The sequence below is a fragment of the Providencia sp. PROV189 genome, assembly GCF_028480065.1.
GTDB classification, from domain to species: Bacteria; Pseudomonadota; Gammaproteobacteria; order Enterobacterales; family Enterobacteriaceae; genus Providencia; species Providencia stuartii.
In genome coordinates this window covers 13,167-39,551 of record NZ_JAMPOG010000036.1, presented here as the reverse complement: position 1 = coordinate 39,551, position 26,385 = coordinate 13,167, and the positions used below count along the sequence as shown (strand labels likewise).

At 41.8% G+C, this 26,385-nt stretch carries 21 protein-coding genes; 6 read left to right on the top strand and 15 right to left on the bottom strand.

Features of this window, described 5'->3' with window-relative positions:
• Nucleotides 1–148 precede the first annotated feature (148 nt).
• Nucleotides 149–508, top strand: coding sequence for a nitrous oxide-stimulated promoter family protein (locus PR833_RS17335; RefSeq protein ID WP_004921676.1), 360 nt, complete (start codon nucleotides 149–151; stop codon nucleotides 506–508).
• Between the two features lie 931 nt (nucleotides 509–1,439).
• Nucleotides 1,440–2,264 (top strand): helix-turn-helix transcriptional regulator, encoded by an 825-nt coding sequence (locus PR833_RS17330; RefSeq protein ID WP_004921678.1) that lies wholly within the window; start codon nucleotides 1,440–1,442, stop codon nucleotides 2,262–2,264.
• A 276-nt stretch (nucleotides 2,265–2,540) separates the two neighbouring features.
• Here PR833_RS17330 and PR833_RS17325 read toward each other — a convergent pair whose 3' ends face one another.
• The 7 genes from PR833_RS17325 to xerD form a co-directional block, all read right to left on the bottom strand.
• Nucleotides 2,541–6,644 carry a hypothetical protein gene (locus PR833_RS17325; RefSeq protein WP_272526375.1) on the bottom strand — a complete coding sequence of 1,368 codons (4,104 nt, stop codon included), beginning with the start codon at nucleotides 6,642–6,644 and terminating at the stop codon, nucleotides 2,541–2,543.
• Between the two features lie 26 nt (nucleotides 6,645–6,670).
• On the bottom strand, nucleotides 6,671–7,198 hold the full coding sequence (locus PR833_RS17320) for a hypothetical protein (protein ID WP_272526374.1): 528 nt from the start codon (nucleotides 7,196–7,198) through the stop codon (nucleotides 6,671–6,673).
• Between the two features lie 628 nt (nucleotides 7,199–7,826).
• Complete coding sequence (gene lysS / locus PR833_RS17315) at nucleotides 7,827–9,347, bottom strand: lysine--tRNA ligase (RefSeq protein WP_004921686.1); 1,521 nt, start codon at nucleotides 9,345–9,347, stop codon at nucleotides 7,827–7,829.
• A 7-nt stretch (nucleotides 9,348–9,354) separates the two neighbouring features.
• A protein-coding gene (gene prfB, locus PR833_RS17310) for a peptide chain release factor 2 (RefSeq protein WP_101495230.1) occupies nucleotides 9,355–10,456 on the bottom strand; the annotation gives its coding sequence in 2 pieces (ribosomal slippage) (nucleotides 9,355–10,377 and nucleotides 10,379–10,456; 1,101 coding nt in all).
• Between the two features lie 138 nt (nucleotides 10,457–10,594).
• Nucleotides 10,595–12,328, bottom strand: a complete 1,734-nt coding sequence (gene recJ, locus PR833_RS17305; protein WP_004921693.1) for a single-stranded-DNA-specific exonuclease RecJ — start codon at nucleotides 12,326–12,328, stop codon at nucleotides 10,595–10,597.
• Between the two features lie 5 nt (nucleotides 12,329–12,333).
• A complete protein-coding gene (gene dsbC / locus PR833_RS17300) occupies nucleotides 12,334–13,038 on the bottom strand; it encodes a bifunctional protein-disulfide isomerase/oxidoreductase DsbC (protein WP_004921696.1) in 705 nt (234 codons plus the stop codon).
• A 19-nt stretch (nucleotides 13,039–13,057) separates the two neighbouring features.
• Nucleotides 13,058–13,981, bottom strand: a complete 924-nt coding sequence (xerD, locus tag PR833_RS17295) for a site-specific tyrosine recombinase XerD (RefSeq protein ID WP_004921697.1) — start codon at nucleotides 13,979–13,981, stop codon at nucleotides 13,058–13,060.
• 162 nt (nucleotides 13,982–14,143) lie between these two features.
• Between xerD and fldB the strand changes: the two genes are divergently transcribed.
• Nucleotides 14,144–14,662, top strand: coding sequence for a flavodoxin FldB (gene fldB, locus PR833_RS17290; RefSeq protein ID WP_014656387.1), 519 nt, complete (start codon nucleotides 14,144–14,146; stop codon nucleotides 14,660–14,662).
• A 45-nt stretch (nucleotides 14,663–14,707) separates the two neighbouring features.
• Here fldB and PR833_RS17285 read toward each other — a convergent pair whose 3' ends face one another.
• Nucleotides 14,708–15,118 carry a protein YgfX gene (locus PR833_RS17285; protein WP_036941148.1) on the bottom strand — a complete coding sequence of 137 codons (411 nt, stop codon included), beginning with the start codon at nucleotides 15,116–15,118 and terminating at the stop codon, nucleotides 14,708–14,710.
• Nucleotides 15,099–15,365, bottom strand: a complete 267-nt coding sequence (gene sdhE, locus PR833_RS17280; RefSeq protein WP_004921708.1) for an FAD assembly factor SdhE — start codon at nucleotides 15,363–15,365, stop codon at nucleotides 15,099–15,101. Before sdhE ends, PR833_RS17285 begins: the two co-directional genes overlap by 20 nt.
• A 252-nt stretch (nucleotides 15,366–15,617) precedes the next feature.
• Here sdhE and ygfZ point away from each other — a divergent pair, with 252 nt between their 5' ends.
• Together ygfZ and PR833_RS17270 are read left to right on the top strand one after the other, a co-directional pair.
• A complete protein-coding gene (gene ygfZ / locus PR833_RS17275) occupies nucleotides 15,618–16,607 on the top strand; it encodes a tRNA-modifying protein YgfZ (RefSeq protein WP_004921711.1) in 990 nt (329 codons plus the stop codon).
• Nucleotides 16,608–16,618: 11 nt separating this feature from the next.
• Entirely contained in the window at nucleotides 16,619–17,239 is a 621-nt protein-coding gene (locus tag PR833_RS17270; protein ID WP_004921714.1) for an HD domain-containing protein, read from the top strand.
• 218 nt (nucleotides 17,240–17,457) lie between these two features.
• Here the strand turns inward: PR833_RS17270 and gcvP are convergent, their stop codons facing one another.
• From gcvP to gcvT, 3 genes are all read right to left on the bottom strand, one after another.
• Complete coding sequence (gene gcvP, locus PR833_RS17265; RefSeq protein ID WP_272526373.1) at nucleotides 17,458–20,334, bottom strand: aminomethyl-transferring glycine dehydrogenase; 2,877 nt, start codon at nucleotides 20,332–20,334, stop codon at nucleotides 17,458–17,460.
• 96 nt (nucleotides 20,335–20,430) lie between these two features.
• On the bottom strand, nucleotides 20,431–20,823 hold the full coding sequence (gene gcvH, locus PR833_RS17260) for a glycine cleavage system protein GcvH (protein ID WP_014656389.1): 393 nt from the start codon (nucleotides 20,821–20,823) through the stop codon (nucleotides 20,431–20,433).
• 53 nt (nucleotides 20,824–20,876) lie between these two features.
• Nucleotides 20,877–21,971 carry a glycine cleavage system aminomethyltransferase GcvT gene (gene gcvT, locus PR833_RS17255; RefSeq protein ID WP_272526372.1) on the bottom strand — a complete coding sequence of 365 codons (1,095 nt, stop codon included), beginning with the start codon at nucleotides 21,969–21,971 and terminating at the stop codon, nucleotides 20,877–20,879.
• Between the two features lie 372 nt (nucleotides 21,972–22,343).
• Between gcvT and PR833_RS17250 the strand changes: the two genes are divergently transcribed.
• Nucleotides 22,344–22,469: a hypothetical protein gene (locus PR833_RS17250; protein WP_268243936.1), complete on the top strand. Its 126-nt coding sequence runs from the start codon at nucleotides 22,344–22,346 to the stop codon at nucleotides 22,467–22,469.
• A 2-nt stretch (nucleotides 22,470–22,471) separates the two neighbouring features.
• Here the strand turns inward: PR833_RS17250 and ubiI are convergent, their stop codons facing one another.
• Genes ubiI through pepP form a run of 3 tightly spaced genes read right to left on the bottom strand, consistent with a single transcriptional unit; the run spans nucleotide 22,472 to nucleotide 26,251 of the window.
• On the bottom strand, nucleotides 22,472–23,701 hold the full coding sequence (gene ubiI / locus PR833_RS17245; RefSeq protein ID WP_036941151.1) for an FAD-dependent 2-octaprenylphenol hydroxylase: 1,230 nt from the start codon (nucleotides 23,699–23,701) through the stop codon (nucleotides 22,472–22,474).
• Between the two features lie 25 nt (nucleotides 23,702–23,726).
• Nucleotides 23,727–24,905 carry a 2-octaprenyl-6-methoxyphenyl hydroxylase gene (gene ubiH / locus PR833_RS17240; protein WP_272526371.1) on the bottom strand — a complete coding sequence of 393 codons (1,179 nt, stop codon included), beginning with the start codon at nucleotides 24,903–24,905 and terminating at the stop codon, nucleotides 23,727–23,729.
• 29 nt (nucleotides 24,906–24,934) lie between these two features.
• Nucleotides 24,935–26,251 (bottom strand): Xaa-Pro aminopeptidase, encoded by a 1,317-nt coding sequence (gene pepP / locus PR833_RS17235; protein WP_004921736.1) that lies wholly within the window; start codon nucleotides 26,249–26,251, stop codon nucleotides 24,935–24,937.
• Nucleotides 26,252–26,385 lie beyond the last annotated feature (134 nt).

Sequence of the window (26,385 nt, the reverse complement as noted above, 5' to 3'; positions counted from 1 at the left end):
TTCTAGTTAATTTTATCTTATTGTTTATTATGGCATAAGTCGTTACTTATGCCATTTTCGGTTTATCTTCTTATCATGCCGACTTTCTATTCCCTTCAATAACATGTATATTAAATGCAATTTATTGTAGATAGATTGAGGTGCACAGATGGTTGGGAAACGTATCCAGCGGGAAATAAAAACTATCGAAAAAATGATCCAACTCTACGAAAAGGCACATCCTGCACCGGCTGATTCGCCAGAACAATATAAAAAGCTCTATGCCTATGCAATTAATCGGCTCGAAAAATGCCGTTATGGAGAGCAAAAGCCTGCTTGTAAACAATGCCCAATACATTGTTACCAGCCAAAAATGCGAGAACAAATGAAAATAGTAATGCGCTGGGCTGGGCCAAAAATGTTACTCCATCACCCCATCTTAGCCATCAGACATTTACTTGATGACCGAAAGCCAGTTCCTGAACTCCCTGAAAGAAAACGTAATAGAAATTCATCCACAGATAATTAACCGCTAGATAACTTTTTATTTACATTGTGATATTCGCTGGGTTTATTAGTTTGCTAAAATATATTGATAATGAGTGTGATGATAATAAAAGAAACAATCATTAAATAATCTTAAAAGCCCCCTTTCTTAACGCCAACTGTTGCCCTATCAATTTATGGCATACTAATTGTCATTTATCGCTTAGCCCCCTAAACACTTGTAAATCTTTTTTAACTCGTCAATAGGTTGCTTCCTCGACAGAGCTTATATCCATTTCATTTGAGTGACGTTTCTCTAAAAATTAGTACCCCATGATAACTAATAATCAAAATCTATGTTTATAGAACTATCAAAAACCATACTTTTAGAAAATATGTTTAATAAATGAGATTTCTATCTCAAATATTGTGTGATTTATGTTATTACGACAAATATTTATTATCGTTACATGTAATAAAATTAATTGATAACATGGCTAACAGATAAAAACATAAAATTTATTTATCAGTACTATATTTTCCGATATTAATAACAATAAAAGCTATCACTATATTTTCCTCCTAATATGTAGAAAAAGGTGGCTTACCCCATCTAGATCAAAAAACACCAGAATTGAATAAAACCATTAGATTACTTTTTATGCTACTAAAAACCATTTATCAGTATTAATCACTACACAAAAACAACTAACTAGTTATAAATAACCAAAAAACATCTTTAACAATACTTTTTTCGATCAAAAAAAGATATTAATTCGGAAAATCAGCATTTGGAAACATTTATTAATATTTAGAATTAATCTGTGACACAAAAAAGGCTGATTTATATAATTTTGATCAATCAGATAAAGATGAATTTATTGTTCATCTAATAAATAGATAAAGGAATTCAGCCTTAACTTTACATTAACAAATTCAACATTTAATTAAAAAATTAACACTCAGGATGCGTTATGCAAAATGATAGCAATGTAACTAACCGTCGTATAAAAAGAGTCTTGGTTAATAAAGAGAACCCGTATTCTATCATCGACCAACCTACAAAAGGATTAATTATTATTGAAAAGGGCAGCTTGATATGGGAAAGCCCTACATCAATAGAAACATTACACTGTGGTGATATTCTTTATCACAAACAAGGTTCATATGCTTTAAAAAGCACGGATGATGAGTCAGATTGTGAATTTCTTTGGATATCCTTAGAAGATCAATTTTTACGAGAGTTCATTAATCTTTATGGCAGCCAATTGAGTGAAATTGAACGTACAGAAACCAATAGCTATGATGTGATTAGGTTTACTACATCAACACTCATTGATGAATTAAAAAATAGCTTTAAAGCCATCGTTGACCAACAATACCCTAGATTACTGGTGACATTACGTATATCTGAGTTTCTTTTATTGCTTTCTTATAGTGAACAAGGCTCAAAGCTGCTGGCTAATTTAAGACAACTGAGTAATCGACAAGCAGAACGATTACAGAATTTCATGGAAAATAACTTTTTAAAAGAGTGGAAGCTGGCTGATTTTGCGAAAACATTCGGTATGGGCTTAACAACTTTTAAAGAACTATTTAATGCGGTTTATTCAACCTCACCACGTTCATGGATCAGCGAAAAAAGAATTATGTATGCACATCAATTGCTTGTAAATACTCAAATGAGTATCGTTGAAATATCAATGGAAGCAGGCTTTTCAAGTCAATCTTATTTTACACAAAGCTATCGTAAGCGTTTTGGGTATACGCCAAGTAAATCAAGATCACCGACTCACTGATGTGATGATTTAGATTATTTCTAAAAAATACATTTGCCCTGTCAGTTATAGATATGTGTGCATTGCCCTATATACTGACAGAAAGGCAGATAATAATTAGCTAAACGCCTGCCCTTCCCTAACCGAATTGCTCTCAATTCGATGGTTCTAATCTCTATTTCAGTGGTTTTTCAATAATGGATAACGGAAAAAATTTCAGTACTTATGCAGGGACGATAACAAAAAAGGCCGTTTACTAAATTAGTAAAACGGCCTTTTTTAACTTTTTGATTATGGTTATTTAGCGCTGATAATTTTTAAATCAATAATCGACATTGAGTTTGGCGGAATGACCCCAGGTATTCCATCGACGCCATAACCACCTTCTGGCTTAATATAAACCTTAACCATACCCCCTTCACCCGCTTTCTCAACAAAGGAGTTCAACGGTGCGGGTAGTTCACTATAAGGCAATGTGACAGGCTCTTGATCCTTATACAGTACCGTCAGAGTTCCATCAGTAAGCTGTTCTCGCATAATAAATGTGATATTTTTCTTCTGCACATTGGTAATTGGCTTACCTTTTTGCAGGATTTTATAATACGTAAAGCTATCAAGCTTACTGTATTTCTGCTTAGTGATTTCCTCAATTATACGTTGATTACGCTTTGCATTCGCTTGAGCAATTGCCTTTAGCTCTTTTTGAGACAGTTGCTTTTTAGGTGCTCCCATAATCGATGTAGAGCCACTCGGCGCTATTTTCGCTTTTAACTTGTCATTTTCATCTTGAAGCTGCATGACTTTTTTATTTAACTCCATGATCTGAGCTTTAAGCGCTTCATTCGAAGTTAATGACATTTGCTGCTTCAATTCAGCTTCTAGTTTCTTCAATTGATCTTTAGCTGTTGCTAACTCTTTTTGCAAATTAGCACTGTCAGCTAACTGTTTTTTCAGTTTTTCTAACTCAGTATTCTGAGATTGATATTTATTATCAATTCCTTTTAGCTTCTCAGCATCCAGTTTTAATGCACTGATTTGTTTGTTAGCCTCGACTAACTGTTTATCAATTTCAGCCGCTTTTTTCTCTTTAGTCGTAATATCAGTTTCAAGGCGTTTAATTTGTTGCTCACGCTCTTTAGCTTGTTTTTCAACTTCCGCTTTTTGTGCTTGTAACTGTTTTTGAGCAGCTTTCAATTCAGCTTCTAATGCTTTATGTTGCTCCGTCTGCGCGGTTTGTGCCGTCAACACGGTTTGCAGTTTCGCGGCCTGCTGCTCGTTATCTTTTAACTGCGCTTGTAGCTGCTTATTCTGCTCGGCTAACTGTTTCGCTACGGCCTGTTGCTTCGCCAGCGCTTCGCGTGTCGCTCGACTATCTTCTTCCGCTTTCTTCAGTACCGCTTCTTGCAATTTTAATAGCGATACTTGCTGAGTAAGCTCAACCGTTAATGATTTCACTTGCTGATCCGACGCTTGCGTCATTAGCTGCTTCTGCTTCTCAATCTCTTTTTGTAACTGAGCGATATCAGTATTCGCTTTTTTCAGTTGAGCCTGAGCGGTAGTGAAGCCTTCTTCTTGCTGCGTTAATTTCGCTTGTAGCTGCTGCTGGGCTTTCTGACTTGCTTCATATTGCTTCGCTAATGCCGTTTGCTCCGTTTTCTGTGCTTGTAACTGTGCTTGAGCCGCCTTCAATTCAGCTTCTAACGCTTTTTTCTGCTCCGCTTGTGCCGTTTGAGCCGTTAACGAGGCTTGCAGTTTCGCGGCCTGCTGCTCGTTATCTTTTAACTGCGCTTGGAGCTGCTTATTCTGCTCGGCTAACTGTTTCGCTGTAGCCTGTTGCTTCGTCAGCGCTTCGCGTGTCGCTTGGCTATCCGATTCCGCTTTTTGCAACACTGCTTCTTGTTTCTTCAATAACGCGATTTGTTGGTTAAGATCAGCCGTTAATGCTTTTACTTGCTGATCCGACGCTTGCGTCATTAGCTGCTTCTGCTTCTCTATCTCTTTTTGCAGCTCAACAACATCCGTATTGGCTTTTTTCAGCTGAGCTTGCGCTGTTGCAAACTCCTGCTCTTGTTTCGCTAATTTTTCTTGTAGCTGCTGCTGGGCTTTTTGACCTGCTTCATATTGCTTCGCTAATGTCGCTTGCTCCGTTTTCTGTGCTTGTAACTGTGCTTGAGCCGCCTTCAATTCAGCTTCTAACGCTTTTTTCTGCTCCGCTTGTGCCGTTTGAGCCGTTAACGAGGCTTGCAGTTTTGCGGCCTGCTGCTCGTTATCTTTTAACTGCGCTTGTAGCTGCTTATTCTGCTCAGCTAACTGTTTCGCTGCGGCCTGTTGCTTCGCCAGCGCTTCGCGTGTCGCTTGGCTATCCGACTCTGCTTTTTGCAACACTGCTTCTTGTTTCTTCAATAACGCGATTTGTTGGTTAAGATCAGCCGTTAATGCTTTTACTTGCTGATCCGACGCTTGCGTCATTAGCTGCTTCTGCTTCTCAATCTCTTTTTGCAGCTCAACAACATCCGTATTGGCTTTTTTCAGCTGAGTTTGCGCTGTTGCAAACTCCTGCTCTTGTTTCGCTAATTTTTCTTGTAGCTGCTGCTGGGCTTTCTGACCTGCTTCATATTGCTTCGCTAATGTTGCTTGCTCAGTTTTCTGTGCTTGTAACTGTGCTTGAGCTGTCTTCAACTCAGCTTCTAACGCTTTTTTCTGCTCTACTAACTGTTGCGCTGTGGCCTGTTGCTTCGCCAGCGCTTCGCGTGTCGCTTGGCTATCTGACTCCGCTTTTTGCAACACCACTTCTTGTTTCTTCAATAACGCAATTTGTTGGTTAAGATCAGCCGTCAATGCTTTTACTTGCTGATCGGACGCTTGCGTCATTAGCTGCTTCTGCTTCTCAATCTCTTTTTGCAGCTCAACAACATCCGTATTGGCTTTTTTCAGCTGAGTTTGTGCTGTTGCAAACTCTTGCTCTTGTTTCGCTAATTTTTCTTGTAGCTGCTGCTGAATTTTCAGACTTTCTGCATACTGTTTCGCCAGCGAATCTTGCTCTGTTTTATTCGTTTTTAACAGTTGTTGTGCCGCTTTTAGCTCAGCCTCAAAAGCTTTAGAAGCTGCTTGCTGTTTCAACAGTTCAGCTTGAATATCGCTATTTTGTTTTTGAGTTAACTGAAGTTCTGACTCTTTCTGCTTCAGTAATTCCTTCTGTTTTTCAAGTGAAGCAGTCACGAGCTTAACTTGCTCGTCACTATTTTTATTTAATCGTTCCGCCTGCTCTTTTGCATCCGTTTCTAATTGAGTTAGCTGGGCGGTTAATTGTTCAACTTGCTTCTGAGCATTTTCAAATTGTAATTTTGCTTGCTCTATTTGTTTATCTTTCTCAGCAAGTTGTTTTTCTGCTAATGCTTGAGCTTGAATACTTTCGCTAAGTTTTTTCTCAAGTGCCGCAATTGATTTCTGCGCTTGTTGATTCTGTGCAGTGAGTTGTTCTAAATTATTTTCTTTATCTGCCAGTATATTTTTAACGGAGTTCAATTCATCCGTCAGTAATACAATGGTTTCTTTATCATCTGTTGCACTTAGTTTTTCACGTAACAAAGCAACTTGATTTTTATTTTCGGCAAGTTCGTTATTGATACGCTCTATTTCAAATTGTTTCTCGGCGATATCATGACTGAGTTCCGCTACACTTTTATTATGTGCAATTAATTTTTCGACTAATTGCCTATCGGTTAAAAGTTGATGATAAGCAATTAACTGACCAGCGCCTTGAGCAGCACCAAATCTAAATAGGTGAGTCGATTGTTGTTGCGCGAGCAGATCGGCAAGCTGTTCTAGGTAAGCCGTATTATCACGCAATACCCCCATTGAGTACTTAGCAGAGTAAAGTCCTAATGGATCTAGAACAATTTGGTATTTAGCAAAATCTTTCGATAAATACTGTGGATGCCATTGGTTTGAATTAAAGAAATAAGGGTAGGATGACAATAACAAAGACTGGTGTGCTGAACCAGTTTGTTGATCCACAATGCTTTCTTCTGGTAATGGGCATTCAGACAAAGCAACTTTAGGTTGTTCTGTCATCTGACCTTTAGCTTGTGTAGCTACTTTTGTCGTCGTAACTTTAGTCTGGGTCTGCTGAGTGACCGCCCCTTTAGCTTTAGGTTGGGTACGTGCAGGCGTTTTACTTTGGCCTGCATTTTTACCCGCAGCAGATTTAGATTTTTCTTTTGGCTCAGGAGCGAGCGGTAAAGATGAAAATGAGTCATATCCCTGACCTTGAATATTCAATGGCTTTTCCGGCACTTTACCTTCCTGCTCTAATTGCAGGTAAGTGTCAAAGTCATCAATGACATTATTGAAGCTATCCGATTTTGCAAATTGACTAAAAGCAGCCGAAAAAATGGCCAAAGATATACAAAGTCTTAGGTTAATTCTCATAATCCACTAATTTTTTCCAATGTTGATTCGGTAGACAGGACTGAGTTATAACGAACTTTCGCGCAAAGAACTTTTGTTTTAGCTTCTATTGCCATTTGTAACAGTTCAATCGTGTCTGGACTTGCTGTCGATGCGACTTGTTTATAAAGCTGATTAATTTCGCTCACTTCTTTAAAGGAACCGACTAAGCGATTGTAATCTGCTGGTGACAGTGTTTTCAGTGCATTAAGTTCTTTAATACAGGTGCTTAAACTCTGGAATGACTCACCTTCGCTTTCAGATTGATTTAGCATCGTAGGATTTTGCCCAGCGGGCTTATGATTAATTGCCGTGTTTAAAACAGTCTGAGAATCAGCATGGGAATAATCCATGTACTGCTGCCCCGTCGCTGAATTAGCCGTTGATGAAGCTGTGGCATCAGTTTTTTCTGAATAATTCGTGTTAGAGCCCCAAGAACAGCCAGAGAGAATTGCTGTCCCAGCCAAAAGCAAAGACGCAACAAAAATTTTATTGTTTGAAAACATATAGTTACCTTACCAGCACTTTTCTTCGCTATTATAATGACATTCAAGAAACCTAGTGTAAGCTAAAATTTATCTATTTTCTATAAGCCCTAATCTAGAAATAGAGTCATCTCATAAATTTTGGTTAATTATTTTAATCTTAGCACTAAATCGGTATCGACCCCATCATTTTTAATGCAATAAAATTACTAAGAACACTTATTTTGAGTTTTATAAATAATAACTGTAAAAAATTATCATCTAACGATCTCAAGCGAAACCTTTATCCGGTTAATAAACAATTCCACTGCAGGACGGCGGTGACTATTTGATTTTTCTGAAAAGTACAATATTTCAATATATGAAATATTTTCTAACAAAAAAACAAATTCGAATCTTTTATCTATTAACATTTTGTTAAGTACATTACACTTATTATGTTATAAACATAAAAATGATGTCTGAGTATTTCCACTTAAGCGCAACAATAAAAAATAATTAAGCCCTATTGATAAAGGAAATACATTAACAAAAATAATTTAACTTAAGTAATAATTTAATAATCGCTAACTGTACTAACGTATTATTTAACGATTTAGGATTGGATAAAACAATGCCCAGACTCAGCTGGGCATTGTTATTGATAGCACTAAGCTTTAGATGGGCGTAATGCAGGGAATAAGATCACGTCACGGATCGTATGACTGTCAGTAAATAGCATGACCATACGGTCAATACCAATCCCGAGGCCAGCCGTTGGTGGTAAACCATGCTCTAATGCGGTGACATAGTCTTCGTCATAGAACATCGCTTCGTCATCACCTTCATCTTTCTGACGAACTTGCTCAGCGAAACGCTCTGCTTGGTCTTCAGCGTCATTTAACTCAGAGAAACCGTTACCGATTTCACGTCCACCGATGAAAAACTCAAAACGGTCGGTGATAAATGGATTTTCATCATTGCGACGAGCTAATGGTGAAACTTCCGCTGGATATTCAATAATGAAAGTTGGTTGGATCAGGTGGCTTTCTGCAACCTCTTCAAAAATTTCACATTGAACACGACCTAAGCCCCAGCTATTTTCTACCTTGATGCCGATAGACTGGGCAATTGCAACCGCTTTATCCATATCATCCAAATCAGCAACGTTAGTTTCAGGACGATATTTACAAATGGCTTCCTTCATGGTCAATTTGGCAAATGGTTTACCAAAATCAAACTCTTGCTCACCGTATTTAACGACAGTGTTTCCTAAAACATTCTGCGCTAACGTGCGGAATAACTCTTCAGTCAGATCGATTAGGTCACGGTAATCAGCATACGCCATATAGAGTTCCATCATAGTGAACTCAGGGTTATGACGTGGAGACAGGCCTTCGTTACGGAAGTTGCGGTTAATTTCAAACACACGTTCGAAACCACCAACCACTAAACGTTTTAGGTACAGTTCAGGAGCGATACGCAGATACATATCGATATCCAGCGCATTGTGGTGAGTCACAAATGGACGAGCAGAAGCACCACCAGGGATAACTTGCATCATTGGTGTTTCCACTTCCATAAAGCCTTTGCCGACCATAAAGTTACGTAGCTCAGCTAAGATCTTCGAACGAACCATAAAGGTGTGGCGAGATTCATCGTTGGCAATCAGATCAAGGTAACGTTGACGATAACGTGTTTCTTGGTCTGCTAAACCGTGGAATTTGTCCGGTAATGGGCGCAGTGCTTTTGTCAGTAGACGCACTTCGTGACAATGGACAGTCAATTCACCTGTTTTGGTTTTAAATAAGCGGCCTTTAGCGCCTAAAATATCGCCTAAATCCCACTTTTTAAATTGCTCGTTATAAACGCCTTCCGCTAAGTCATCGCGAGAAACATAGATTTGAATACGACCACCCACATCTTGCAGGGTTGCAAAAGATGCTTTACCCATAATACGACGAGTCATCATACGACCAGCAATGGCGACTTCAATATTTAAGTCTTCTAGCTCTTCCGCTGATTTTTCATCATATTGTGCGTGGATCTTTTCCGATGTGATATCACGACGGAAATCATTCGGGAATGGGATCCCTTTTTCACGTAAAGCAACGAGTTTTTCTTTACGTGCTTTCAATTCGTTATTCAAATCGGGTGCTTGTTCTGCACCCTGTTGTTGCTGCTGAGACATTTTTTCCTCACAGGCCAGCTTTCAAGCTAGCTTCAATGAATTTATCCAAATCACCATCCAGTACGGCTTGCGTATTACGCGTTTCCACACCAGTACGTAAATCTTTAATACGTGCATCATCAAGGACATAAGAACGAATTTGGCTACCCCAGCCAATATCCGATTTATTCTCTTCCATCGCTTGCTTATCAGCATTCTTTTTCTGCATCTCCAGTTCATAAAGCTTCGCTTTTAACTGGCGCATGGCTTGATCTTTGTTTTTATGTTGCGAACGGTCATTCTGACATTGAGTCACAATATTTGTAGGTATGTGCGTAATACGTACTGCTGACTCAGTTTTGTTTACGTGCTGCCCACCCGCACCAGAAGCGCGGTAAACATCAATGCGTAAATCTGCTGGGTTAATTTCGATATCAATATCGTCATCAACTTCAGGGTAAATAAAGGCGGAGCTAAACGACGTATGGCGGCGGCCCCCTGAATCAAATGGGCTTTTACGCACGAGACGGTGTACGCCGGATTCTGTTCTTAGCCAACCGTAAGCATAATCACCAATAACTTTAATGGTTGCCGATTTTAAACCCGCCACATCGCCATCTGATTCTTCAATAATTTCTGTTTTGAAGCCTTTCGATTCTGCCCAACGTAAGTACATACGCATTAACATACTGGCCCAATCTTGGGCTTCAGTACCACCAGAACCGGCTTGTAAATCAATGTAGCAATCAGCGCTATCATATTCACCAGAAAACATCCGGCGAAACTCAAGCTGCTCTAGTTTTGCTTGGAGCTGAGTTAACTCTTCACCTGCTTCATTAAAGGTGTCTTCATCATCAGCTTCAATAGCAAGTTCGAGTAAGCCTTCAACGTCTTCAAGGCCTTGGGTCATTTGATCTATGGTGTCAACAATCGCCTCAAGAGAAGATCGCTCTTTACCTAACGCCTGTGCTCTTTCAGGTTCGTTCCAGACATCTGGTTGCTCAAGTTCCGCATTAACTTCTTCTAAGCGTTCTTTCTTGGCATCATAGTCAAAGATACCCCCTAAGGACCGCTGTTCGCTCAGATAGGTCCTGAATCTTACTTTTTACTGGGTTAATTTCAAACGTCATTTTTCAATGTCTTATGTTTGGTCGTTATAAATAGAATAAATTCTTCACAAACCGTCAATGATAACGGAATTTCACTAAAATTTATAGCACTGCAAAAGCGAATCTTACCTCTCATCGACGTAAACTGAGAAAGTTCCCTTATTCAGGCCAAATGTGCTCAACCATCAGTTGAACACTCTTTTGACCTCGAAACTCGTTAACATCTAGTTTAAACGCAATTTTTGCACGTTTCACACTATTATCGGGCCACCGCCGCACATCGATATTAAACATAATCGCATCCAGCATTGGCCCACCCTTCACTGGCTCTAACATCATTTTAAGATGGCGTTCACCCACTAAGCGCTGTTGCAGCAACCGAAAATAGCCGTCAAAAACAGGCTCAGGGAATGATTGCCCCCAAGGGCCGCTTTCACGTAGTAACTCAGCAATTTCTAATGTGAACTCATCCTGTTTGAGTTCACCATCACTCCAAACAACACCTGATAGCTGATCGGGTTGAATAAGTTCCCCCATCAATGATTCAAAATGCTGCTTAAATAAGCCAAATTTACTCTCTTCTAGGCTCAAGCCAGCCGCCATAGCATGACCACCAAATTTTTGCATTAGCCCCGGTTGTAGGGTATTTAGGCGCTCTAATGCATCGCGCATATGTACCCCTGGTACTGAGCGCCCTGAGCCTTTTAATGTGCCGTCACCCGCGGGTGCAAAAGCAATCACAGGGCGGTGATATTGTTCTTTAATCCTTGACGCCAATATTCCCACAACCCCTTGGTGCCACTCAGGATGATAGATAGCTAGCCCATTGGGTAATTGGCTATCACTATACTCAATTTTATTAAATAACACGGAAGCTTCTTGTTGCATCCCCGCTTCAATTTCCCGCCGTGCTTGGTTTAATCCATCCAGCTCATTAGCCAGTTCTCGCGCATAGGCCATATCATCGGTCAGGAGTAATTCAATACTCACAGACATATCATCTAAACGCCCTGCGGCATTCAAACGAGGCCCTAAAGCAAAACCAAAGTCGTTGGCGACCAAACGAGAGCATTCCCGCTTTGAGACCTCGATTAATGCTTTGATCCCCGCACAACAACGCCCCGCCCTAACACGATGCAGACCTTGATGCACTAAAATACGATTATTAGTATCAAGTGGAACAACATCTGCCACTGTTCCGAGCGCAACTAAATCTAAGAATTCGGCTAAATTAGGTTCGCTCATTCCCTGCTTAACAAACCAGCCTTCTTGGCGCAATTTGGCGCGTAACGCGGACATTAAGTAGAAAGTCACGCCAACGCCTGCTAATGATTTAGAAGCAAATTGGCACCCTTCTAGATTAGGGTTAATAATGGCATCGGCCTTCGGTAATACATCTCCCGGAAGATGGTGATCCGTCACAATGACCTTAATATCATGCTGCCTAGCCGCTTCGACACCTTCGTGTGACGAAATACCATTATCAACGGTGATAATAAGATCCGCGCCGCGTTTGTAGGCTTCCTCAACGACAAGAGGCGTCAGCCCATAACCATTTTCAAACCGATTTGGAACAATGTAATTTAAGTTCACATATCCCATTGATTTTAATGCGCGAATAGCTAAAGCCGTACTCGTAGCGCCATCAGCATCGAAATCCCCTACGATGGTAATTACGCTATGGTTCTCCAATGCACTATAAAGTAGCGTTAATGCGTTATCTATCCCTGATAACGTGCGGTAATCTAATAAGTTAGCGGCTTTACGCTCTAGCTGTGAAATATCCGTCACGCCTCGATGGGCATAAACTCGCTGAAGGATTTCAGGAAAACCATCCAGTGTTTTAATATCCTCAGCGAGTGTACGCTGGCGTAAAAAAGTTTCTACATTCACAATGGTTAACTATTTTGTTCGAGTATCTTTAACAGTTTATCGGGGGATAAATAACCCGACAATAATTGCCCATCAGGTAACACGATCGCTGGCGTTCCTGTCATTTTAAATTGGCTACCTAACTTAACGTGTTTACTGAGATCAATTTTACATTCATCAATCATGGCAACTTCGTCACCTTTAAACGCTTTAGTTAATGCACTTTGAGGGAGCGCATTACACCATATAGATGCCATTTGTTTTGCGGACTCATGCTCCAAACCTTGGCGTGGGTAAGCGAGGTAACGGACTGTGATACCTTTGCTATTTAATTCACCAACCGATTCATGGAATTTTTTGCAGTAGCTACAGGTAATATCGGTAAATACTGTAACCACATACTTCTCTTTCGGCGCTTTAAAGACGATCATTTCATCTTTTAGCGCTTCAACCTTTTTCATGAGTGGTTGATTAGAAATGTTGACTGGCATTTTGCCGCTTAAATCATAAATAGGGCCTTGTAATAAATATTTCCCATCATCAGTTACATAAATAATACCATCTGAAGTATCAATAGTATTAAGCCCTACAATAGGCGATGGTTTGATTGATTCTACAGAGATATTATATCTGGCAAGCTTCTCTTCAATCACTTTATCATCTGTTGCCGCAGACACTGAGGCGGAAAATGTTGCAATGCAAGCCGCCCATAAGAGTAGTTTATGTTTCATAATTATCCTTTAACGCACATCACCCCCTTGGATGATGCTGCTCATGTAACATGCGCAAACGCTCGGTTGCGACATGTGTATAAATCTGTGTCGTAGAGAGATCACTATGCCCTAATAGCATTTGCACAACTCGTAAGTCGGCGCCGTGATTCAGTAAATGTGTCGCAAATGCATGGCGTAGAACGTGTGGTGATAACGCTTCAGAATCGATATTCGCAATCACCGCATAATGTTTAATACGATGCCAAAATGTTTGGCGCGTCATTTTTGTGCCACGTTTGCTAGGAAATAAAACATCACTGGCTTTACCATTGAGTAAGTCAGGCCTACCTTCTTCAAGGTATTTTTCTACCCAATAAATAGCCTCTTCTCCCAGAGGAATCAATCTTTCTTTATTCCCTTTCCCCACAACACGTATGACACCTTGCCGTAGGCTAATATCGGAGAAAGTTAACCCCACCAGCTCTGAGACTCGTAACCCACAAGCATACAGGACTTCCAACATCGCTTTATCGCGAAGCTCAAGAGGATCCTCGGTTGCAGGGGCATTCAGTAGATCTTCAACCTGCTGTTCACTCAAATCTTTTGGTAGCCGTTGTGGTATTTTAGGTGCGGCAATCACCGCTGAAGGATCATCAAGCCGTATTTTTTCACGATAAAAATATTGGAATAAACGCCGCATAGCGCTTAATAGACGCGCAGAGCTAGCCGCTTTGTATCCCCCTTCAATCCGTTCTGCCAAAAACGATTGTAAATCGATTGATTGAACACTTTCCAAATCCAATTGATTCGCTTCCAGCCACTTATCTAATAATTGCAAATCTAAACGATAAGATGCCAATGTATTTTCAGCGAGATCTTGCTCTAACCAAATGGTATCAAGAAATTGCTCAATTAATGGATTAAGCTGTTTGGTTTCCACGCTGCTTATATTCCTCTTCATAACCGCCACGTAAGCTATTATACCTATCCTATCTCAAGTTACAGCGCTATTGGTGATGTTCGGTTCGTCTTCTCATCCCCCTAAAATATTGAGAGTGTGTGCCCGATACCGTTCATTCTGTTACAATACCTCTCTACTGCAATGAAAACTAGTTACATTAACATGAAAATAGGTCTCTTTTACGGTTCTAGTACTTGTTATACCGAAATTGTCGCGGAAAAAATACGCGATATCCTCGGTGAAGATTTGGTTACATTACATAATGTCAACGATACACCGCCTGAACTGATGGAGCAGTATGACGTTCTCATTTTGGGTATCCCTACGTGGGATTTTGGTGAAATACAAGAAGACTGGCTGGCAATTTGGGATGCGCTTCCCAATCTTAAGCTTAACAACAAAATTGTTGCTATGTATGGGATGGGCGATCAGATTGATTATAGTGAATGGTTTCTTGATGCACTAGGCATGCTATATCATCAACTAAAGCCAACAGGAGTTCAATTTGTAGGCTTTTGGCCACTCGATGGTTACCAATTCGAAAGCCCGAAAGCACTGACAGAAGATGGTACACAGTTCGTTGGTTTGGCTTTAGATGATGTGAATCAATTTGAAGAGACCGATGAGCGTATCGCACAGTGGTGTATGCAAATCTTAACCGAGATTGAAGAATTACTGTAAGTTGACTATGCTGACTTTCCCCATTACTGCAATAACCCCTAATGATTAAATATCAGGATATTGCAGTAATAGTTGGTTTAAATTACGCCAACTCTCTTCTGATAAGGCATCTTTTGCAACCCATAAACGGATCTTCTGTGGCTTACCTTGTAAGGCACTGAGTGTCAATAATACCCCCACACGGCTACACCAAGGTTGCTTAACGATACTCCACTCATTCTTTTTCCATTGGACTTTATTGCCATTAACCAGCACCGCAGTCCCTTTGATTTTGCTGATGCTTTTTTGGCTTTTTGCCCAGCTAGCAATCACAATCACTAACAGCGGCAACCACACCATTGAATTCCCTGGCGCCCATGGTGCGACCAATAGAATAAAGCCGACTACCCCATGAGCACAGGTTGAAAAAAGCTGAGTTTTCCATGAAATGGAGAGATTAGATTTCCACAGGACCACGATTTTTATTTCTTTCCTGAATCAATTTAACCATACCAAACAACTCATCGTCGTCTGGGCGCCCATGATTCATTAACCAGTTAAACAGATCAGGGTCTGCACACTCAAGTAAACGAACAAAAGTACGTTTGTCCTTGTCAGAGAGTCCTTCATATTCATATTCAAAGAATGGCATGATGGAAATATCCAACTCACGCATACCACGACGGCAAGCCCAATGAATTCTTGCTTTATTCTCTATATCCATTCCACTACGACCTTATTTGTTGCAGTTAACTGATAAGATTAATTATTTTCAATACTCTAACAGATAATTGATTGGGAAAACATGACCTATCGTACAATGTCGATAATTTTCATCACTCTATCGCGCTTTTATCCAAGAATGCCGATTAAAAATATTGAATAATTGATAGCGCATCATAATAACTACTTGCAATGTAATCCAGCTCTTTTACCATTAACCCCCTTCTGATACGAAAGAAAAACAGGTGAAATCATGACTACTGAAGTTGCTCACTCAAAACAATTCCCTCTCGATTCTCAGTCTTTACCACTTATATTGATTTCACTGGAAAACTGGGGATTAATTCATTTGCATGGCCTTGATGCTGAAAAGTACCTTCAAGGGCAAGTTACGGCTGATGTTAGCGCAATGACACCAGCACAACACACCTTAACCGCTCACTGTGATCCTAAAGGGAAAATGTGGAGTGACTTGCGTCTATTCCACCACCTTGATGGTTTCTCTTATATTGAAAGAGCCAGCGTACTTGATAGCCAATTAGCCGAGCTAAAAAAATACGCGGTGTTCTCGAAAGTCACCTTTGAACATAAGCAAGAGCTAAAATTACTCGGTGTCGCGGGGAAAGGCGCTCGCGAAGCATTAGCCACTATATTCACTACGCTACCTGATGCAGAAAACCAAGTCACCGTTGATGGCGTCTCAACAATTTTACATTACGCATTGCCTAACGAACGTTTTCTTATCGTCACAGATCAAGCAACCGCACAAAAAATTACCGACTCGCTTAATGCGGAAGTGGTTAATGATGAGCAATGGTTATCACTAGAAATAGAAGCGGGATACGCCGTCATCGAACAAGCCAGCAGCGCGCAACATTTGCCTCAAGCCACCAACCTGCAAGCCTTACCTTATGGTATTAGCTTTAAAAAAGGTTGCTATACCGGACAAGAAATGGTCGCACGGGCAAAATTCCGTGGCGCCAATAAGCGGGCGATGTATTGGCTGAAAGGCACAGCAACATCCGTTCCGGCAGTCGGTGAAGGTGTAGAATGGCAATTAGGTGATAAATGGCGCCGTACCGGTACTGTTCTTGCTGCGGTGAAATTAGCAAATGGTGAAGTGAATATTCAAATCATTATGAATAATGATATGGAAGCGGATAGTGTATTTCGTGTTACAGGGGATGAGCAAAGCCACCTAACTATTCAGCCACTCCCTTACTCGTTGGAAGAAGAAAAATAATTGAGGTTTTTATGTCATCTGCAAAAGGTAATAAGTCCGTTGACGTTTTAGATTTTGGCGGCTTTACCGAAGTTATCCAATTTTTAATGGAGTTGGATAAACTAAAAAGTGTTTATCGCAAAAATAAATTACTCAACAATGAGAGGCAGGAAAATACAGCGGAGCATAGTTGGCAATTTGCTATGGCTGCAATGAGTTTCGCGCCTTATGTCAAAGGAGTGAATGTTGATCACGCCATTAAGTTGGCCTTAGTACATGATATCGTCGAAATCGATGCAGGTGATGTTTTGGTTTACGATGTTGCGGCACGTGATGCTATTCGCGAAGAAGAGGTCAAAGCTGCTGTTCGTATTTTTGGCTTACTCCCTTCCCCACAAAATGAGCAATTTTTGGCTTTATGGAAAGAGTATGATGCGGCAGAAACATTGGATGCGAAATTTGCCAATGTTATCGATAGAACCATTCCTATGCTCTTAAATTTACATAATCAAGGGCAAAGTTGGGTCGAGAATAATATTCGCCTAGAGCAAGTGATCGCTCGAAATGAGTTTATAGAAGAAGTGTTTCCTGAATTTTGGGAGCAACTCTTACCACAATTGAAACTCGCCCAGCAAAAAGGTTGGTTGTTGTAATTTATTCACCAATAGAGTTTGCTCTTGGTGTGAATCAGTGAATCAAATACCCGGTAATAATATCGGGTATTTAACTCAATCGTGTTATCACGCGGAAAATACCAACGGCTATCGATTGATGAAAAAGATGCGTTTTATCCTTTCCCCACTATAACTAAAAACCCCCAATAATTGATAATACAACTATTGAGGGCTACCTATTATTTACAACACGCTAATCACATATACTCTTCAATCGGCACACAGGAACAATGTAAATGGCGATCACCATAAACATCATCCAAGCGCTTCACGGCAGGCCAATATTTGTTTGCTTTTGTGGCCGCTGTTGGGAATACAGCTAACTCGCGGCTATAGGCATGCTCCCACTGCGCCACTAGCTCTGTTTGAACATGTGGAGCATTAACCAGTGGGTTATCTTCCAGTGTCCATTCCCCATTAGCCACTTTGTCAATTTCATTGCGGATGGCTAACATCGCATCAACAAACCGATCAATTTCCACCAGACTTTCTGATTCTGTTGGTTCAATCATCAATGTACCCGCAACAGGGAATGACATGGTTGGTGCATGGAAACCATAATCGATGAGGCGTTTTGCGATATCTAATTCGCTGATCCCTGTATCTTTCTTAATTGGGCGCAAGTCAACAATACATTCGTGAGCAACGTAGCCATCACGACCTGTATACAGAATGTCATAGCGGCCTTGTAGACGTTTAGCAATGTAGTTCGCGTTTAAAATCGCTACCTGACTTGCTTTTCTCAGACCATAAGATCCCATCATACGAATGTACATCCAACTGATTGGCAGAATGGACGCACTACCAAAAGGTGCTGCCGAAACTGCGCCTTGCTCAGTGATCATCTCTTGTTCAACAACTGAATGCCCCGGAACAAATGGCGCTAAATGTTTTTTCACGCCAATTGGCCCCATACCTGGGCCGCCACCACCGTGTGGGATACAGAAGGTTTTGTGTAAATTGAGGTGAGAAACATCGGCACCAATATAACCTGGCGTTGTTAGGCCTACTTGTGCGTTCATATTGGCACCATCGAGGTACACTTGCCCACCAAACTGATGAATGATCTCACAAACCTCTTTGATGCTCTCTTCATACACGCCATGAGTTGACGGGTAAGTCACCATCACACACGAAAGATTATCGCTATGTTTTTCTGCCTGCTGACGTAAATCCACCAGATCGATATTCCCTTCATCATCACAGCGTACCACCACCACTTCCATACCAGCCATATGTGCTGATGCAGGGTTGGTGCCGTGTGCCGATGCAGGGATAAGGCAAATATTACGGTGTCCTTCATGGCGGCTTTCATGGTAGCGGCGAATTGCCAATAACCCTGCATATTCACCTTGGGCACCTGAGTTAGGCTGCATACAGACTGCATCATACCCTGTTAACTGAACTAACCAATGTGATAGCTGCTCAATCATTTGATGATAGCCCTGAGCTTGCTCCGGTGGGCAGAATGGATGCATTTCGCCAAATTCAGGCCATGTGATCGGCAACATTTCAGCCGCAGCATTTAGTTTCATCGTACAAGAGCCAAGCGGGATCATCGCTTGGTTCAATGCGAGATCTTTACGCTCTAGGCTGTGCATATAGCGCATCATTTCCGTTTCACTATGATAACGGTTGAAATTCGGATGCGACAAAATGGCATCATCACGTTGCATTGAAGGGCAAATAGCACTCTCTTGGGCCGAAACTTGTTTATCAAGTTGTTCGAAATCCAATTTTTGCTCATTTCCTGTGATGATAGTGAATAGCTCATTCAAGTCTTGGCGTGTTGTTGTTTCACTGAATGTGATACCAACTGCACCATGAATATCAGTACGTAAGTTGACCTTCGCACTTTCCGCCCGCGCCAGAACGGCAGCTTTATCTGCTACCTCAATTGAGAGTGTGTCAAACCAGCTCTTATGACGTAGTGTGATACCCGCATTTTGTAGCGCCTTAGCGAAAATAGATGTCAAGCGATGAATACGCTCAGCAATCAATTTTAACCCTTTTGGGCCATGGTAAACGGCATACATTGCGGCAATATTTGCTAGCAACACCTGTGACGTACAGATATTTGAGTTTGCTTTTTCGCGGCGAATATGTTGTTCTCGGGTTTGCATCGCCATACGCAGTGCAGTATTACCGGACGCATCGCGAGATACACCAATAATACGGCCAGGCATTGCGCGCTTGTATTCATCTCGGCAAGCAAAAAATGCGGCATGTGGACCACCATACCCCATAGGCACACCAAAGCGCTGTGCTGAGCCAAAGACAATATCAGCGCCTTGTTTACCCGGTGCGGTTAACATCACCAGAGCCATCATTTCAGCGGCCACACAACTTATAATTTTACGCTCTTTGAGTTGCGCATACAGTTCACTGTAGTCATGGACTTCACCAGTCGAGCCTACTTGCTGCAATAACGCCCCAAACACACCTTCGTGTTCAAGGACTTTCTCAGCTTTATCGACTATCACTTCAAAGCCAAATGTGCCTGCACGGGTGCGAACAACATCTAATGTTTGTGGATGAATATCGTCAGCAACAAAAAAACGTTCAGCATTTTTTAATTTACTAATACGTTTCGCCATCGCCATGGCTTCCGCCGCTGCTGTCGCTTCATCTAAAAGGGAAGCGGAAGCTAATTCAAGCCCTGTTAAATCAATCGTTAATTGCTGAAAGTTTAATAACGATTCCAAGCGTCCTTGAGACACTTCTGGCTGATAAGGCGTATAAGCCGTATACCAACCTGGGTTTTCGAGTAAGTTACGTAAAATAACGGACGGTAAAATAGCCGGGGCGTACCCCATCCCAATATAACTCTTGTAGCGCTTATTTAAACTCGCTATTGCTTTCAATTCTGCTAACGCTTCTTGTTCTGTCGCCCCACCACCGACTCTTGGTGGCTCTGCCAATAAAATGGCTTTAGGGACAATATTGTCTGTCAGTGCATCAAGAGAGGTGGCACCCACAGTGTCCAACATCGTTTTTACTTGTTGTTCTGATGGACCAATATGGCGTTGAATAAATTCCGAACGGTTTTCTAATTGACTCAGAGGCATCGTCATAGCTGTGTTCCCATTCCTATATCTAATCTGCTGCTAAAGGGTAGGCTTCAAAGCAAAACGCCCCGTAATGACAGCATTACGGGGCGTTTTACGGTATTATTCGTCTTCTTCGAGCAATGCTGAGTAAGCGTCAGCATCTAACAAATCAGCCAGTTCTGATTCGTCGGTAATTTTAATACGGAAAATCCAACCTTCTTGATAAGGTTGCTCATTGACCAGTTCAGGCGCATCAACTAGCGCTTCGTTAACTTCAATGATTTCACCACTTAGTGGAACATAAATATCGGATGCAGCTTTAACAGATTCGACAACCGCACATTCACTTCCAATATCAACAGAGCTGCCCACTTCGGGGAGATCGACAAACACCATATCACCTAATAACTCTTGGGCATGCTCGGTAATACCTACGGTGTAAACGCCATCACCTTCATGACGGACCCACTCATGCTCACGGGTATATTTCAGCTCTGCAGGAACATTACTCATCATCAACCTCACTCTTATTTACGAATTTTTTCATTATGGGGGATTAGCCACTCTTAAACGAGGGCTTTTCCTTCCCGCACAAACCCAGGTTTTACCACCTCAACAGGCATTTCTCGGTTACGTATTTCAACAATGGCTTTATCTTGTATTTCTTTTGGCACACGTGCCAAGGCAATACTGAAACCGAGTGTTGGCGAGAAAGAGCCGCTGGTAATAACCCCTTCTTGTAATTTACCTAAATCGTCGGTGAAACGTACCGTTTGGCCTGCTCGTAATATGCCTTTTTCACGCATAACAATACCGACTAATTTTTCGGTGCCTTGCTCTTTTAATTTCTCTAATGCTTCACGACCGATGAATTGGCGGTCTTCAGGCTTCCAAGCGATCGTCCATCCCATATTGGCAGCCAGTGGTGAGATAGTCTCATCCATGTCTTGCCCATATAAATTCATGCCAGCCTCAAGGCGCAAAGTATCACGCGCACCTAACCCTGCGGGATGAACACCGGCTTTCAGCAATTGATGCCAAAACTCGACCACTTGCGCTTTCGGCAATGCTATTTCATAGCCTTTTTCGCCAGTATAGCCCGTAGTTGCAATAAAGAGTTCATCGGCTTGCACCCCATAGAATGGCTTCATATCTGCCAACAGGGCACATTGTGATGGCGTCAATAGCGAATGGACTTTTTGTTGCGCTGTAGGGCCTTGAACCGCTAATAGGGCAAGATCATCACGCACTTCAATAGAGACAGGATACGATTTCATATGCTGTTCAATCCATGCGATATCCTTATCACGGGTCGCGGAGTTGACAACCAAGCGGTAGAAATCATCATTAAGGTAATAAACAATTAAATCGTCAATGACTCCGCCAGAAGCATTTAACATCCCCGTATAAAGTGCCTTCCCTTTGTCGGTCAGCTTGGCAATATCATTTGCGAGAAGATAGCGAAGGAAATCGCGGCAACCTTCACCATGTAGATCAACAATAGTCATGTGGGAGACATCAAACATCCCAGCATCGATTCTCACTAAATTATGTTCATTGATTTGTGACCCGTAGTGCAATGGCATCATCCAACCATGAAAATCCACCATTTTCGCACCGCAGGCTATATGTTCATCATATAGCGGGGTTTGCTTTGCCATGAATACCCTCTTTACATTTGAATATGATAGGGTGAGCGCCACTGTTGCTGTGCAGGAAAATGATTTATCACGCCACAGCCAATAACGCTACGCAAACGATAACATCTTATTAAAAACTACCACTGTTTTTAGTAAGAAACCATTAAAAAAAATAGGGCTACCAACACTCTGTATTACTGATTACAAGCGACATAATCCAGCTAATTTTGTTAAAAAATTGAGAATGATCACTCAATCCCACTATATTTAACCTAAAAGCGTAGAGTTAATCATCGTATCTCTAGAGATGTTAGTGAAAAACCAATGTTAGCACCCCACAGCAAAATTAGTAAAACTAATGCGAAATTTGGCTATAATTAGAATTTCTCAATCATGAATACAAAAAATAACGATGGCAATTACGTCAATAATCGCCTTGCCATCATTGAAAAAAATGAGTGTTCCACGAACAAAAAAGAGAGGGATTGGCAGCGTTTACCACTGCCAATTGATAGGTAATATTATTTAGAGGGGGCTAACTGAACTTTTTCTAGCCATTCAGGCATATCAAACAGGCCCATAGCATGATTAAGTAGTTGAGGTTTCACGCCGGGTAAGCTATCTGCCAGCACCAATCCTATATCACGGAATAATTTCTTAGCCGGATTGTTGCCATCAAATAATTCACGGAACCCTTGCATACCAGCAAGCATCAAAGCCGCACTGTGTTTACGATGGCGCTCGAAAGTACGCAAGTAGAAATATTGCCCGAAATCTTTACCTTCACGATGTAGACGTTTAATTTCCCCTAACAGCATGGCAACATCCATAAAGCCTAAGTTAACTCCCTGCCCTGCCAATGGGTGAATAGTGTGAGCGGCATCGCCAAGAAGTGCTAAACGTTGCGCCGCAAACTGTCGTGCGTAACGCCCCGTTAAAGGGATAGTCAGTCGTTCACTCTCCAGTTGACATAGCCCTAAACGCGTATCAAATGCGACCGCTAACTCTTTTTCAAAATCTGCTTTATCCATTTGCTGACGTCTTGCTGCTTCTGTGGCAGGTTGAGACCATACAATTGAACATAGATGAGGGTCACTCAACGGCAGAAATGCCAATATCCCTTTACCATCAAAGGATTGGCGTGCTACCGCCTCATGGGGCTGCTCTGTGCGGATCGTCGCAACTAAGGCCGTGTGCTCATAATCCCAAAATGTCAGGGGGATATCGGCATGACCACGTAACCAAGAATTGGCACCATCCGCCCCGACAATAAGCCTTGCGGTTAACATCGAATCATCAGTGAGGGTAATAAAAACATCATTTTCCCCCCAAACGACTTTTTGAATAGTCGCCGGTGCCAGTATAGTCACCTCTCGCAAGGTGGATGCTTTTTGCCATAACGCATCACGAATCACGTTATTTTCAACAATATGCCCTAAATGGGAGAGGTTCTGCTCTTTTGCAGAAAACTGGATACGACCAAAGCTGTCATTATCCCAAACTTCCATGCCGTTGTAGGCTGAAGCCCTCATTGATTTTATTGTTGACCAAACATCTAAATAGCTTAGTAATTTTTCGCTCGCTGCATTAATCGCAGACACTCGCAGTGCATAAGGGTCACTGTCCGAAAAAGGCTTTTTCGCTGGATGACTTTCAATTACGGCAACACGTAGCCCTGTGCCTTCTAAACCACAGGCAAGTGCTAGGCCAACCATACCACCACCGGCGATAACCACATCAAACGATTGCATATTTTTATTCCTCTTAGTTCTGTGGTTATTGTTCCGCCACCCAGCCAAGTGTTTGACGAGCTAATACATCACGTACTGACGGTAACATTTCCATTGCCATTAAACCTAAATTACGTCCAACCACTAACGGCAAACAGCGATTTGCAAAAATACGAACCAAACCATCTGTCATGGTGACCGTTCGTTCTCTATCAATAGCACGTGCTTGCTGATACGTATTTAACAGTGCATAAGCGCCAATATCCTGACCTTGTTGATGTGCGGCAACCACCAATTCCGCTAACTGCATGACATCACGGATCCCAAGATTAAAACCTTGCCCTGCAATAGGGTGTAGCGTTTGCGCTGCATTTCCCACTAACACAGTTCGATGGCTAATTGGATTTAACGCTTTTCGAAGGGATAACGGGTAACAAAACCGTGTTCCCACTTGAGTGATTTTACCAAGCCGCCAGCCAAAAGCTTGCTGAAGTTGCTGAATGAATGTTTCATCATCCCACATTTTAATCGTTTCGGCTTGCTCTTGATGATGGCACCAAACTAATGAGCTGCGCCCTTGCGACATCGGCAACAAGGCTAAAGGGCCAAACTCAGTAAAACGCTCGAATGCTTGCCCGTGTGGGTTTATCGCCGTTTTTACATTGGCAATTATTGCAACTTGCCCATAATCGTCCTGCTGCCACTGCATATGACAGGCATGGCCCACGGCAGAATGGCTACCATCTGCGGCCACCAATAAGGAGCCTGAAAGAGTTTCGCCGTTATCTAACGTGACTGACACACATTCACTGTGCCGCTGGATATTTTCAACTTTCGCAGGGCAATACAGAGTAACGCCGGGAGCTTTACGCAATAAGGCAAATAAGCGCTCCCCTGCATCATGGAGTTCAATCACATTACCAAGCTCAAGGATGTGATAATCCTGCGCGTTGATATTGACAAACCCGGCATGCCCTCTATCGGAAACATGAACATGAGTTATTGGTGTGACACAATCCGCCAGTGCTTCCCAAATACCAATTTTAGACAATCGCTGACATGTTCCATGGGCAAGCGCTATCGCTCGAGCATCAAACCCTGGATGTGTGCCTTCCGGTAAGGAAGCTTCTATCAGTGATACTGACAATTTTCCTTGGCTTAATGATGAAATAGCCAGAGCCAATGTTGCCCCTGCCATTCCACCACCAACAATAATCACGTTCATGTTGTATTAATTACCTTTTACTACTTATTTTAAGCATTTTTAGCTTCAGCCATTAATGCCTCGATTTCATCAGGGTCCTTCACCACTAAATCGGTCAAGTTTTCATTACCATTTTCGGTAATCACAATGTCATCTTCTATGCGGATACCGATCCCGCGATACTCTGGTGGCACATCTGCATCAGGCGCAATATACAGCCCCGGCTCTACAGTCAGAACCATACCCGGCTCTAAGATCCTATCACGCTCCACCCCATAGCATCCGACATCATGAACATCTAACCCCAGCCAATGGCTTAAACCATGCATAAAGAATGGGAAATGTGCTTTGTTTTCGATCAATTGATCGACATCGCCATGCAAAATACCCAGTTCCACAAGTCCTTCAACTTTGATTCGAATGATTTTTTGCGTCACTTCATGAATGCTGGTGCCCGGACGATATAATTCTAAAGCCGTATTCAATGCTTTCAGTACGATATCGTAAATAGCGCGTTGCGGCTGCGTAAACTTACCATTGACGGGGAAAGTACGTGTGATATCACCAGCGTAGCCATCAAATTCAGCCCCCGCATCAATTAACACCAACTCACCATCTTTCATTTCACTTTCATTTTCAGTGTAATGCAGAATGCAGGCATTTTCGCCGCTGCCAACGATCGAGTTATACGAGGGGTAGCGTGCCCCATGGCGAGTGAATTCGTGCTCCAACTCCCCACAAAGCTGATATTCATACATGCCTGGTTTACAGGTCTTCATTGCTCTGATATGCGCTAATGCAGAGATCTCACCTGCTTTGCGCATCACCGCAATTTCAGCTTCCGATTTAAATAAACGCATCTCATGCACTAAAGGACGCCAATCAATCATAGTATTTGGTGCGCGCAAATTGCGGCGACTACCTTTACGAAGTATATCTAGCGCACCGAAAACTAGTTTGTCTGCATATTCGAATTCGCCTTGCGCGTGATAAATCACATCAAGTCCATTAAGGAGTTGATAGAGTTGTTCTTCAATTTCATCAAATGGTAATGCTTTACTAACGCCCAGTTTTTCAGGCGCTGCTTCTTGCCCTAATCGGCGACCAAACCAGATTTCAGCCGTTAAATCACGAACACGGTTAAAAAGCACCGTATGGCTATGTTTTTCATCACTTTTGATTAGCAGTAAAACGGCTTCAGGCTCACTAAACCCTGTCAGGTAAAGAAAGTCGCTGTGCTGACGATACGGGTATTCGCAATCTGCATTGCGTTGAGCCACAGGCGCTGAAAAAATAATAGCGGCGCTTGCTGGCTTCATCTGAGCCAATAATGCGTTACGACGAGAAATAAATTCCTGTTTATTCATACCGTTTCTGCCTTATTATCTAGATTGTTGAGTAGAGGGTTACGCTTATTTATTAAGCGAATATACTTACCACACTTCAAATTACCTTGTTATTTGCACAGGCTCAATCACCCAAGTAACATCAATTCTTTACT